The following is a 12,341-nucleotide window of genomic DNA, read 5'->3' as shown; positions in this document are numbered from 1 at the left end:
TTTCAAGGCAACCCATGATTTTCACTAAAACCGCGCTGTCTGGCGCGACCCTCGTCGACATGGAGCGGCGCGAAGATGCGCGCGGCTATTTCGGCCGCACTTATTGCGAACGCGAGTTCGAGGCCAATGGCCTGCCGACCCGCATGGTGCAGACCAACATGTCGCTGACACGCCGGGCGGGCACCCTGCGCGGCATGCACTACCAGATGGCGCCGAATGCCGAGGACAAGCTGGTGCGCTGCGTGCAGGGCGCGATCTGGGACGCGATTGTCGATATTCGCCCCGAGTCGCCCACCTACTGCCAGTGGATCGGCGTGGAACTGAGTGAAGCCAATGGCCGCATGCTGCTGGTGCCCAAGGGCTTTGCCCATGGTTTTGTCACGCTGACAGACGATGCGGCCGTCACCTACCAGGTGTCGGCCTTCTACACGCCGCAGTCCGAACGCGGCGCCCGGCATAACGACCCGGCGTTCGGCATCGCCTGGCCGGTGCCGGTGATCGACATGTCCGACAAGGACCGCAGTTGGCCCGCCTTCGTGGCCGAAGGAGTGGCGGCATGATCATTGTTGACACCGCCCTGGCGCAAAGGGCACGCGAAGGACGGCCGATCCGCGTCGGATTGATCGGCGCCGGATTCATGGCACGCGGCGTGGCGCTGCAGATTGCCCTGTCGGTGCCCGGCATGCGCGTGGCCGCCATTGCCAACCGCACGCTCGAAGGTGCCCGGCGCGCCTACCGCGAGGCCGATGTTTCAGGCGTTTGCGTCGTCGAGACGGTCACCCAGCTGGAACGCGCCATCGAGTCCGGCGTGCCGGCCATCACCGAAGACGCCATGCTGCTGTGCCGCGCCGCTGGCATCGACGCGATCATCGAAGTCACCGGCACCATCGAGCATGCTGCGCATGTGACCCTCGAAGCCATTGCCCACCGCAAGCATGTCGTGCTGATGAATGCCGAGATCGACGGGACCATCGGCCCCATCCTGAAAACCTATGCCGACCGCGCCGGCGTGGTGCTGACCACCGCCGACGGCGACCAGCCGGGCGTGATGATGAATTTGTACCGCTTTGTCAAAGGCATTGGCGTCAAGCCGGTGATGTGCGGCAACATCAAGGGGCTGCACGACCCCTACCGCAACCCGACCACACAGGAAGGCTTTGCCCGGCAGTGGGGCCAGAATCCGGCCATGGTCACGTCGTTCGCCGACGGCACCAAGATCTCGTTCGAGAACGCCATCGTCGCCAACGGCACCGGCATGCGGGTCGGCCAGCGCGGCATGTACGGCCCCACCGTCGCCCCCGGCACGCCCATTCAGGAGGTCGCCGAGCGCTACCCGCTCGAAGCCATGATTGAAGGCCCGGGCATCGTTGACTATGTTGTCGGTGCCATGCCCGGCCCTGGCGTGTTCGTGCTGGGCACGCACGACCATCCGCAGCAAAAGCATTATTTGTCGCTCTACAAGCTGGGCAACGGACCGCTCTACTGCTTCTACACGCCCTACCACCTGTGCCATTTCGAGGTGCCCAACACCGTCGCGCGGGCCGTGCTCTTCCAGGACGCCGCGCTGTCCCCGCTGGGCGCACCCTGCGTCGAAGTGCTGGCCACGGCCAAGATCGACCTGAAGGCGGGTGAGTCCATTGACGGCCTGGGCGGCTACATGACGTACGGCCTGGCTGAAAACGCCGACACCGCCCGGTCGCAAAACCTGCTGCCCATCGGCCTGGCCGAAGGCTGCACCCTGAAGCGCGATGTGCCCAAGGACGCACTGCTCACGTTTGACGATGTCGAACTGCCGCAGAACCGGCTGTGCGACCAGCTCTGGCGTGAACAGATGGCGCGCTTCTTCCCCGAATACTCAGAAACCTCCTCAGGAGAAAACAAATGAAACTGCTCGTCACTGGCGTCGAAGGCTATATCGGCTGCCTGCTCGCCCCTTTTCTTCAGGCTCGCGGCCATGAAATCGTCGGCCTGGACACTGGCTACTACCGGGACGGCTGGCTGTTCAGTGACAGCCAGCTGGTGCCGGGTTTCCCGCGCACCGTCAACCGCGACATCCGCAACATCCAGGCCGAAGACCTCGAGGGCATTGACGCGGTCGTGCACCTGGCCGAACTGTCCAATGATCCGCTGGGCGAAAACGTTCCGGAACTCACCTTCCAGATCAACCACCAGGCCTCGGTGCGGCTGGCCGAACTCGCCAAGGCGGCGGGTGCCAAGCGCTTTGTCTACACCTCGTCCTGCAGCGTCTATGGCGTGTCCACCGGCGACGAGCCCATGACCGAGCTGTCGCCGACCAATCCGCAGACGGCCTATGCGAAATGCAAGACACTGGTCGAGCGCGACGTGATGGCGCTGGCCTCGCCGGATTTTTCGCCGACCTTCCTGCGCAACGCGACCGCTTACGGCGCCTCGCCACGGATGCGCTTTGACATCGTGCTGAACAACCTCTGCGGCATAGCCGCGACCACCGGCAAGATCGTCATGACCAGCGACGGCACGCCGTGGCGTCCCCTGGTGCATGTGCTCGACATCTGCCAGGCCGTGGCCAGCGCGCTGGAAGCGCCGCAGGATGCAATCCACAACGAGATCTTCAACGTCGGCCATGACGAGGACAACTACCAGGTCCGTGAAATCGCCCAGATCGTCGCTGACGTCTATCCAGGCTGCGAGTTGAGCTTTGGCCAGGCAGGCGGCGACAACCGCAGCTACCGCGTCAGCTTTGCCAAGATCCATGAAAAGCTGCACGGTTTTCAGTGCGCCTGGGACGCACGCAAGGGCGCGCAGCAACTGCATGATATTTACGAGCGCATCGGCATCGACGCTGCCACATTCAGTGCGCGGCCCTTCACCCGGCTCAAGCAGCTCAAGTACCTGAGCGCGACGGGACAGATTGACGACCGGTTTTTCTGGAAGTATTGAAAACTTCAGGTGCTGGCCGAATTTCCGGCCAGCACCTGAAATGCACTCCACCAGCCTGTTCGGTTACTTGAACAGGCTGTTTGTTTTTAACGGACACCCAGCCTTCAAAACCAACTCTCAAGCCCTGCATTTGCTAAAAATTCCTTGATAAAGACATGCAAAACAGTACGTTCGGGCTATCGGCATGCGCTACTACCCACGCTTTTGAAGCGTACAGTTACACCATGCAAATACGCGGCAACAAATCCTCCACCACGGCAGCCCTGTGTCGCGGCCGCGAGTTACCACGCGGCTATTTTTGCTCAGTGACGCCGCCTTAGGTTGTTACCCCTTGCGTCACGCGCCTTGCGTTTCTCACGGAACGCCTTGCCACTGCGTGACTTGAGACATTTCATTACCCCCCCTGCTGATCTCTGAATTTTTTCGGTCTGCCTTTGCGCGTTCGTTTTTCGCGAACGACTGGCCTACCTAACTTCATCAATTGCTGCGCGGTCAACCCAGCGCCGTTTCCCCAAGGAGACTGCAGTGCTTTTCAACTCTGCCATTTTTATTGCCGGATTCCTGCCCCTGGTGCTACTGGGATTTTTTTTGCTGGCAGGCATGGGCCAGCAGCGACTGGCGGGCGTCTGGCTGACGATTGCATCGCTGGTGTTTTATGGCTGGTGGAACCCGGGCTATGTGCCGCTGCTGGTGGGCAGCATGGCCTTCAATTACCTGCTGGGCGGCTACCTGCTCAAGCGCCCGTCCCGGGTTGCGCTGGTGCTGGGAGTCATGGCCAATCTTTTATTGCTTGGCTATTACAAGTACACCGGTTTTCTGGTGCGCACGCTTGACCAGGCCACTGGCCTGGGCTGGTCGATGAACGAGATTGTGCTGCCGCTGGCCATTTCGTTTTTCACCTTCCAGCAGATCGCCTACCTGGTCGATGCCCACGACGGCGCGGTCGTGGAACACGATTTCCTGAGCTATAGCCTGTTCATGACCTTTTTTCCACAGCTGATCGCAGGCCCCATCACGCATCACCGCGAAATGCTCGACCAGTTCCGCGATCCTGCCCATTTCCGGCCCCGGCTGGACAACATCGCCTTGGGCTCCACGCTGTTTTTGCTGGGACTGTTCAAGAAGGTCATCCTGGCCGACCCGCTGGGGGAGACTGCGTCCCCGGTCTTTGCCGCCGCTGCCGGTGGCATGGCGCTTTCGATGCATGACGCCTGGGCCGGTGCGCTGAGCTATACCCTGCAGATCTATTTCGATTTTTCCGGCTACACCGACATGGCCATCGGACTGGGCCTGCTGTTTGGCATCAGCCTGCCGGCCAACTTCGACAGCCCCTTCAAGGCGCGCAACGTGATCGAATTCTGGTCGCGCTGGCACATGACGCTGACGCGCTTTCTGACCGCCTATATCTACAACCCCATTGTGCTGCGGGTCACCCGTGCCCGGATGGCGGCGGGCAAGCCGCCGCCGCGCCGGGGCAAGATGACAGGGGGTACCTTTTTTGCGCTGGTCGCCTACCCAACCTCGCTGACGATGTTCATCTCGGGCGTCTGGCACGGTGCCGGCTGGCAGTTCGTGGTGTTCGGGCTGCTGCACGGTTTTTACCTCGTGGTGGCCCATGGCTGGCGGGCATTCAAGGCGACACGCGGCTGGAAGCTCGACAGCGAAGTTGCCTGGCACCGGGCCAGCGCTGTACTGCTGACTTTTTTATGCGTGGTCGTCGCCATGGTGTTTTTTCGTGCGGCCGACGTGCCCGCTGCACTGTCCGTGCTGGCTGGGATGACCGGCTTGAGCAACACGGTGCCGGTGGTCGATGCCTTCATCGCGCCCATGGTGAACCTCACGCTGCTGCAATCGCTCGGCCAGATCGCGCGCTCCGATTTCACGCCTATCGCGTTGCTGATGGTGTTTGTCTGGAGTTTGCCGAACACCCAGCAATGGATGCGCCACTACCGCACCGCACTCAACTGGCGGCCGCGCGAACACTGGCTGGAAAAGTCGCTGTCCGTCATCACTTGGCGCCCTGCGCCTGCCATCGGCATTGCTGTCGGCGTGCTCGGCTTCTTTGCGCTGGCCCGCGCATTTTCGGCCGCGCCTACCGAGTTTCTTTATTTCCAATTCTGACCTTCCTTCAGACCTTCACCCGGAGCAATTTTCAGTGGACTCACTTTTCTGGCTTGTGCAACATCCCGACCTCGGCGCAGCCATCAGCCAAGCGCGACAAGAGGCAGACCCGGCGGTGCGCCTGGCGCTGGCGGCCCGTCTGGCCGGATTCCAGCGCGACTTCACCCTGACGGGCCGCCTGGACCGCCTGGCCGCCGAAGGGCTTGCCAGCTTGGCTGAGGAAAAAACCCAGCACCCCAGCGGCTTCACGCTGCTGCGCATGGCGATCCTGGCATCGCACACCGTAGACCACCTGCTGCCGGCCATCCGCGTGGCCGGGCTGCAGCGCCGGCTGGCCCTCTCGACCTGGCTGGCGCCCTACGGACAGTACCGGCAGGCGCTGCTGGCAGGCAATGCCGAACTGGCCGACTTTGCGCCGCAGGTGGTGGTGCTGGCGCTGGACGCCCGCGACGCACCGCTGCAGTTGCCGCTGAACGCCTCCGAGGCCGAAGTCGCCGCCGCCGTCGAAGCCCGTGTCGACGAATTGCGGCTGTTGTGGCGCCAGGCGCGCGAGCGCCATGCCGCCCAGGTGGTGCAGCAGACCCTGGTGCCCGCCGACCCGCCGGTCTTCGGGTCTTTTGAAGGGCTGGTTCCGGCCGCGCCGCATGCGGTGATTGAGCGGCTCAACGCCGGCATTCGCGCCGCAGCGCGGCAGGACGGCGTATTGCTGCTCGACCTCGCCTGGACAGCGGCGCAGGGCGGTCACGGGCAGGGCATCGCCGACCCGGTCCGCTGGCACCAGGCCAAGCAGCTGGTCAGCCCGACCTTAGCGCCGGTCTACGGCGACCTGCTGGCGCGCATTGCCGCTGCCGTGGCTGGCCTGTCGCGCAAATGCCTGGTGCTCGACCTGGACAACACGCTGTGGGGCGGCGTGATCGGTGATGACGGCCTGGACGGCATCCGCCTGGGCCAGGGAAACCCGACCGGCGAGGCGTATCTGGCCTTTCAGCGCTACGCCGGCCTGCTGGCGCAGCGCGGCATCATTTTGGCGGTGTGCAGCAAGAACGACGCGGCCGTGGCCGAGGCAGGATTTGCTCATCCGGAAATGGCGCTCCGGCGCGCCGACATTGCAGCCTTTGTCGCCAACTGGGACGACAAGGCAGGCAACCTGCGCCGTATCGCTGGCATGCTCGACATCGGTCTGGACAGCTTGGTGTTTGTCGACGATAACCCAGCTGAGCGGGACATCGTCAGGCGCGAGCTGCCCGAAGTCGCTGTGCCGGAACTGCCCGAGGACGTGTCCGGCTACCCCTCCTGCCTTGCTGCAGCCGGCTATTTCGAGCCCGTGTCCTTCACGCTGGACGACGCCGCGCGTGGACGCAGCTATGCGCTGAACGCCGAACGCAAAGCGGCGCTGGGCGAGTCCACCGACATCGCCGGCTATCTGCGCGGCCTGGACATGACGCTGACCGCCGCACCGGTCGGCAAGGCCGAACTGCCGCGCGTGACGCAGCTGATCAACAAGACCAACCAGTTCAACCTGACCACGCGCCGTTACACCGAAGCCGAGGTAGCACAACTCGCCGGCGACCCGCAAGCGGTGGCGCTGGCGCTGCGCCTGTCAGACAAGTTTGGCGACAACGGCCTGATCAGCGTGCTGCTGGCGCGGCCCGATGCGGGCTTGCTGCCTGACGAGCTGCTAATTGACACCTGGCTCATGAGCTGCCGCGTGCTCGGCCGGCAGGTTGAGGAAGCTGTGCTGGGCGTGTTGGCGGCTGCGGCAGCGCAGCGTGGCAAAAAGGCGCTGATCGGCCAATACCGCGCCACGCCGCGCAACGGCATGGTCGCCGGGCATTACCAACGGCTGGGTTTTGTGGCGCGGCCGGCACCGCAAGGCACTGATCCGGGCTCGACCTTCTGGCAGTATGCGCTGACATCGAACCTTCCTTCCACACACTTTATCAAGGTGAACAACACATGACCGAAACAGAAATCCTGCACACGTTGAACCAAGTCTTCAGGGATGTGTTCGACAACGATGACATTGCACTGACCACCAAAACCACGGCCGAAGACATTGAAGGCTGGGACAGCCAGGCGCACGTCAACCTGATCGTCGCGGCCGAAGTGCGCTTTGGCATCCGCTTTCGAACTGCGGAGCTGGAGTCACTGCACGATGTAGGTCAGTTTGCCCAGCTGATCCAGACCAAGCTGGCGGGACGCTGACCGCCATGGCCCAAATCGCGAAAAAATTCAACACGAACAGGCCTGACGCGTCAACAGACACCAACGCCGGCAACGCAGCCGCTGCGCCGGCATTCGCCTTCAGGCGTTACCTGGCTTTTGTTCTGCTCGGCGTGTCTGGCGCACTGGCGGCGTTTTACGGCGCGCTGCTTATGCTCCAGTCCACTGACAACCTGCCGCCGCCGGCCTTTGCCAACTCGCTTTGCATCGATGAGAAGCTCTCTTTCATGCGCGAGCAACCGGCAGGGTCGCCGAATCTGCTGGTTATCGGCTCCTCGGTCGCGTGGCGCCATTTTGATGGTGCAACCGTGGCCAGCCAGTCAAAAGGCGTCCTCAAGCCGCTCAACGGCGCTTTTTGCGGCCTGCATGTCAACCAGTCGGCATTCACCGCCAACTGGTTGCTCGACCGCCTGCCGTCCATCCGGCAAGTGGTGCTGATCGCGGCGCCGCAAGATTTTTCTGAATGCAGCATCAACCGACAGGCAATTTTCAACCGGCAGGATGCAGACGACTACGTCTATGGCGGTGCCTCGCCATGGCCCTACTACCTGCGGTATTTTTCGCCGGTATCGCTGATGGGCAACGCACGTCGGGTCAAGGCCCGGCGCGCCAACCTCGTTGAGCTTGATCCGCTGGTTTTCACCGCCTATGGCGATGGTCCGCTCAAGACCGCAGACAGCCTGCTTGGAATGGGCTATGGGCAGTCCAAGCCGCTGGACCCCACGTGTTTTCAGGCACTGGAATCCCTGGCGCAACGCCTGCAAAAGGAAGGACGGCCATTCACCGTGGTGTCCTCGCCCCTTCATCCTGACTGGAAGACCACGGAAGACGCCAGCGGCGAGTTTATCAACGACTTCGACGCCAGGCTCGTCCAATCGTTGAAGGCTACCTCTGCCCGCTTCTGGGACGCTGACTCGGAATTGAAAACCTCGAACGCGGCGTTCACAGACGCCCTTCATCTGCGCTGGTCAGCGGCGCAGGACTTTTCTATAGCGCTGGCAAAACAGCTTTTACCTGCCCATTCTTCCCAATAAGCCTTGACGCTTTTTGCGCGGCTGGCCGGCGATCAGGCAAGTTCGGCTGACAGCCAGCCGCGCAGGCTGTTGACAAAAGCCCAAGCCTTTACACACGGCAGGTCGTCCAGCCGAACCACCGACTCAACCATCTGGCCCGCCTGCAGTGCCAGCGCCCGGCCCACGCCGGGCAGCAGCCCGCAGGCCAGCGGCGGCGTGACCCAGCGGTCATCCATCAACATCGCCAGGTTGCCGCGCGTGCATTCGGTGATTTCGCGCTGTTCATTCCACAGCACGGTGTCAAAAACATCAGGCACGGTGGGCGTGAAGGCGTTGTAATGGGCGCGCCGCGTGGTCTTGAAGCGCACAAATTCACTCTGCGCGTCGATGAGCGGACTGGCAGCGAGTTGCAGACGGACGCGGGCGGGTGAGGAGTCCATGGCAAAGGCTTCGGCATGGGCCTGGCCTCGGGCATTGAGTAGCAAGCGCACGCGCCACAGGCCTTGCGGATGCGCTTGCGCCAACGCGTCCAGGCAACGCTGCACGATGGCCGCATTCCACAAATAGCCGAAGTGCGCTGCGGCGCCGGCCATCCGCGCCAGATGCGCGGCGGCATGGCGCAGCTGGCCGTTTTCAAGCGCCAAGGTTTCCAGCAGGTCGAAACTCTGGCTGGCGCGCTCCAGAAATTTGCGCTTGTCGCGCCACTCCTGCCATTCGGCGTCAGGCAGCGCGCTGGAGGTAATGCCGCTGCCAATGCCGCAGCGCAGCCCGTCGCCCCGGACGATGACGGTGCGGATCGGCACGTTGAACGTGGCCCGGATGCCCTGCCCCGGCTCAGCTGGCCGCACGACGCCGATGGCGCCGCAGTACACGCCGCGCGGCCCGGCTTCCAGCGCGCGGATCATCTGCATGGCGCGCACCTTGGGCGCGCCAGTGACCGAGCCGCAGGGAAACAGCGCGCCGAACACGTCGGCCAGCGTGGTGCCGGCGCGGGTTGTGGCCTGCACGTCTGACGTCATCTGCCACACGCTGGGCAATCCTTCGGTGTGAAACAGTCGCGGCACCCGCACGCTGAAAGGCTGGGCGATGCGCGAGATGTCGTTGCGCAGCAGGTCCACGATCATGACGTTTTCGGCGCGCTCCTTGGGCGATGCACGCAGGGCGTCGGCCTGGGCGGCGTCAGCTTCTGGCGTGGCGCCGCGCGCGGCCGTGCCTTTCATGGGCCGGGCCAGGATGCTGCCGTTTTGCCAGTCAAAAAACAGTTCGGGTGACACCGACAGCAGTTGCTCATCGCCGGTGTCGATGAAGGCCGCGTAGCCACCGGGTTGGGCGCGCTGCAGGGCGGCGAACAGGGCCGGCGCCGCGCCTGCTTCGGGTTCGCCAGCCCACCCGCCCAAGTGCGGCGCGGTCAGGTTCACCTGGTACAGCTCGCCGGCGGCAATGGCTTGCTGAATGTGCGCCACGGCCGCGTCAAACGCCGGGCGCGGGCAGGTGTCACGCCATTCAACGCGGGCGCTGGCGACGACGTTGTCGTCTTCAGGCCAGGACAAGGGCGCGTCATGCACGGCAAACCAGGCCAGCGGGCCATCGGCCGGATGCACGGCCAGCGCGGTGTCAAACGCCGGGGCGGCTTCGTAGCGCAGGTAGCCGATGCACCAGCGGCCCTGCTCGGCGGCGGCCTGTACGGCGTCGAGTACGGCGCGCACCTCGTGCGGCGCATGCGCCACCAGCACGGCGCGCGGCGCGCCAAAGGCATGGCGCAGGCGCGGCGCGGCGCTGTCGTCGGGGTTGGAAAAGTCTATACGGGCAGAAATATGCATCAAATCAGCCTTTTGCGCTTGCTGGTATTGCGCAAGCAGCTATTAAAAAAGTAGCATTAAGGGCTTAGGCACCGCTGGCCCTCGCCCCCAACCCGTTTTAACAGGGAGAGGGGGTAGAACCGGAGCGTCAGAATTTGCCCAAGTCTCAAGCCGCGCCGATGTTCGGCACCAGCCCGGCGGTGGGCTGGCCGCTTTTGAGCGCGGCCGTGAAGGCCAGCATGCGGTCAATCGGCAGGCGGGCGCGCAGGCCGAGCGCCGGGTCGATGTGGACTTCGTTCGCGCCGGTTTCCAGCACCTGCGCCAGCCCGGCCAGAGAGTTCATCGCCATCCACGGGCAGTGCGCGCAGCTTTTGCAGGTGGCGCTGTTGCCGGCTGTGGGCGCTTCGATGAAGACCTTGCCGGGGTTCAGCGTGCGCAGCTTGTGCATCATGCCGTTGTCGGTGGCGACGATGAATTCGGGCGCGTCGATTTCGCGCGCCGCTTTCAAAATGGCCGAGGTCGAGCCGACCGCGTCGGCCAGCGCCACCACATCGAGCGGCGATTCCGGATGCACCAGCACCTTGGCCAGCGGGTGCGCCTGCATCAACGCCTGCAGCTCGAAGGCCTTGAACTCGTCATGCACGATGCACGCGCCGTTCCACATCACCATGTCGGCGCCGGTCTCGCGCTGGATGTAGCCGCCCAGGTGCCGGTCGGGCGCCCAGAGGATTTTCTGGCCGCTTTCCTTGAGGGCGCGAACAATGTCCAGCGCGCAGCTCGACGTGACGACCCAGTCGGCCCGCGCCTTGACGGCTGCGCTGGTGTTGGCATACACCACCACCGCGCGGTCAGGGTGCGCGTCGCAAAAGGCGCTGAATTCGTCAATCGGGCAGCCCAGGTCGAGCGAACAAGTGGCGTCCAGGTCGGGCATCAGCACGCGCTTTTCGGGCGACAAAATCCTGGCGGTTTCGCCCATGAAGCGAACGCCCGACACCACCAGCGTCTGCGCCGCATGGTCGCGCCCGAAGCGCGCCATTTCCAGCGAATCGCTGACCAGCCCGCCGGTTTCCTCGGCCAGGTCCTGCAGGTCGGGGTGCACATAGAAGTGCGACACCATGACGGCGTTTTTGGCTTCCAGCAGGCTGCGGATACGGTCTTTCAGCGCCGCCCGCTCGGCCTGCGTTGGCTCGACCGGCACGCGCGCCCAGGCATGGCGGGTCGTGCAAAGGGCTGATTCGGGCAGTGGCTGCTCGTAGCCGACATGGATGCGGGAAATGACGGAAGTATTCATCGCTCGCCCCCTTGCAGCGCAACCATGCGCATTGAAAAATCAACCGCCTGCACGTCCTTGGTCAAGGTGCCAATCGAAATACGGTCAACACCGGTTTCTGCCAGCGCGCGCAGGCCCGTCAGCGTGACGCCGCCCGAAATTTCCAGAATCGCCCGGCCAGCGTTCAGACGCACGGCTTCCTGAAGCGTGGCGATGTCCATGTTGTCGAGCAGCACCATGCGCGCGCCGGCGTCCAGCGCCTGGCCCAGCTGGTCCAGGTTTTCCACCTCGATCTCGACAAAATCAGCCTGCGCGGCGATCAGCCCGGCCTGCTGCATCACCTGCGCAATGCCGCCGGCTGCCGCAATATGGTTTTCCTTGATCAGCACAGCGTCATACAGACCAATCCGGTGGTTGGTGCCGCCGCCAGCCAGCACCGCGTATTTTTGCGCCAGTCGCAGCCCGGGCAGCGTCTTGCGGGTATCGACAATGCTGGCTTGGGTGCCCGCCACCTGGGCGACATACGTCGCGGTCTTGGTGGCGACTGCGCTTAAAAGCTGCAAAAAATTCAGCGCCGTGCGCTCGGCCGACAGCAGCGCGCGCGCCTGGCCGTGCATTTCCACCACCACCTGGTTGGGCGCGCAGTGTTCGCCGTCGCGCACCTGCCAGACGATGCGGGCCTGCGGGTCCAGCTGCCGGATGGCGGCCTCGAACCAGGCCGTGCCGCACAGCACCGCGCTTTCTCGCGCCAGCACCCGGGCATGCGCCTGGCGGGCCGGATCGATCAGCGCGGCCGTCAAGTCGCCACTGCCAATGTCTTCTGCCAGCGCGCGCGCCACATCGGCCACCGCCAGCGTGGCTACCGAATCCGCATTGAAATCAAAGGACTTTGTCATAAGCAACCGGGTAAAAAAGGCAACTGAAAGTGCACTTATATAATTAATAATCAAAAATCTATTGACCACCAGTCCAAATGTTACCGCTCTTGAAGGGCGC

At 63.7% G+C, this 12,341-nt stretch carries 10 protein-coding genes; 7 read left to right on the top strand and 3 right to left on the bottom strand.

Annotated features, from left to right (window positions below; genetic code table 11):
- The first annotated feature begins 14 nt into the window (after positions 1-14).
- The 7 genes from rfbC to H4V98_RS06635 all read left to right on the top strand — a co-directional run bounded on the left by rfbC (position 15) and on the right by H4V98_RS06635 (position 8,297).
- Positions 15-560 (top strand): dTDP-4-dehydrorhamnose 3,5-epimerase, encoded by a 546-nt coding sequence (gene rfbC / locus H4V98_RS06665; RefSeq protein ID WP_196861509.1) that lies wholly within the window; start codon positions 15-17, stop codon positions 558-560.
- On the top strand, positions 557-1,885 hold the full coding sequence (locus H4V98_RS06660) for an NAD(P)-dependent oxidoreductase (RefSeq protein WP_196861508.1): 1,329 nt from the start codon (positions 557-559) through the stop codon (positions 1,883-1,885). Before rfbC ends, H4V98_RS06660 begins: the two co-directional genes overlap by 4 nt.
- Positions 1,882-2,919: an SDR family oxidoreductase gene (locus H4V98_RS06655; protein WP_196861507.1), complete on the top strand. Its 1,038-nt coding sequence runs from the start codon at positions 1,882-1,884 to the stop codon at positions 2,917-2,919. Before H4V98_RS06660 ends, H4V98_RS06655 begins: the two co-directional genes overlap by 4 nt.
- Positions 2,920-3,444: 525 nt before the next feature.
- Positions 3,445-5,040, top strand: a complete 1,596-nt coding sequence (locus H4V98_RS06650) for an MBOAT family protein (protein WP_196861506.1) — start codon at positions 3,445-3,447, stop codon at positions 5,038-5,040.
- 34 nt (positions 5,041-5,074) lie between these two features.
- Positions 5,075-7,000, top strand: a complete 1,926-nt coding sequence (locus H4V98_RS06645; RefSeq protein WP_196861505.1) for an HAD-IIIC family phosphatase — start codon at positions 5,075-5,077, stop codon at positions 6,998-7,000.
- Positions 6,997-7,245 carry an acyl carrier protein gene (locus H4V98_RS06640; RefSeq protein WP_196861504.1) on the top strand — a complete coding sequence of 83 codons (249 nt, stop codon included), beginning with the start codon at positions 6,997-6,999 and terminating at the stop codon, positions 7,243-7,245. Before H4V98_RS06645 ends, H4V98_RS06640 begins: the two co-directional genes overlap by 4 nt.
- A gap of 5 nt (positions 7,246-7,250) precedes the next feature.
- Positions 7,251-8,297 carry a hypothetical protein gene (locus H4V98_RS06635; RefSeq protein WP_196861503.1) on the top strand — a complete coding sequence of 349 codons (1,047 nt, stop codon included), beginning with the start codon at positions 7,251-7,253 and terminating at the stop codon, positions 8,295-8,297.
- A 32-nt stretch (positions 8,298-8,329) separates the two neighbouring features.
- On the opposite strand, the gene H4V98_RS06630 is transcribed toward H4V98_RS06635, so the two are convergent.
- The 3 genes from H4V98_RS06630 to nadC form a co-directional block, all read right to left on the bottom strand.
- Complete coding sequence (locus H4V98_RS06630; RefSeq protein ID WP_280757358.1) at positions 8,330-10,096, bottom strand: chorismate-binding protein; 1,767 nt, start codon at positions 10,094-10,096, stop codon at positions 8,330-8,332.
- Between the two features lie 145 nt (positions 10,097-10,241).
- Entirely contained in the window at positions 10,242-11,366 is a 1,125-nt protein-coding gene (nadA, locus tag H4V98_RS06625) for a quinolinate synthase NadA (RefSeq protein ID WP_280757357.1), read from the bottom strand.
- Entirely contained in the window at positions 11,363-12,241 is an 879-nt protein-coding gene (nadC, locus tag H4V98_RS06620; protein WP_280757356.1) for a carboxylating nicotinate-nucleotide diphosphorylase, read from the bottom strand. Before nadC ends, nadA begins: the two co-directional genes overlap by 4 nt.
- Positions 12,242-12,341: the final 100 nt, after the last annotated feature.

This window comes from Polaromonas sp. CG_23.6 (assembly GCF_029892315.1).
In the GTDB taxonomy this organism is placed as follows: Bacteria; Pseudomonadota; Gammaproteobacteria; order Burkholderiales; family Burkholderiaceae_C; genus Polaromonas.
The sequence above is the reverse complement of the archived record's forward strand: the minus strand, read 5'-3'. Positions and strand labels throughout refer to the sequence as shown.

Excerpts from the sequence above, each read along its gene's own strand:
- rfbC (WP_196861509.1), top strand. The coding sequence starts at position 15 with ATGATTTTCACTAAAACCGCGCTGTCTGGCGCGACCCTCGTCGACATG.
- H4V98_RS06660 (WP_196861508.1), top strand. The coding sequence starts at position 557 with ATGATCATTGTTGACACCGCCCTGGCGCAAAGGGCACGCGAAGGACGG.
- H4V98_RS06655 (WP_196861507.1), top strand. The coding sequence starts at position 1,882 with ATGAAACTGCTCGTCACTGGCGTCGAAGGCTATATCGGCTGCCTGCTC.
- H4V98_RS06640 (WP_196861504.1), top strand. The coding sequence starts at position 6,997 with ATGACCGAAACAGAAATCCTGCACACGTTGAACCAAGTCTTCAGGGAT.
- H4V98_RS06635 (WP_196861503.1), top strand. The coding sequence starts at position 7,251 with ATGGCCCAAATCGCGAAAAAATTCAACACGAACAGGCCTGACGCGTCA.
- H4V98_RS06630 (WP_280757358.1), bottom strand. The coding sequence starts at position 10,096 with ATGCATATTTCTGCCCGTATAGACTTTTCCAACCCCGACGACAGCGCC.
- nadA (WP_280757357.1), bottom strand. The coding sequence starts at position 11,366 with ATGAATACTTCCGTCATTTCCCGCATCCATGTCGGCTACGAGCAGCCA.
- nadC (WP_280757356.1), bottom strand. The coding sequence starts at position 12,241 with ATGACAAAGTCCTTTGATTTCAATGCGGATTCGGTAGCCACGCTGGCG.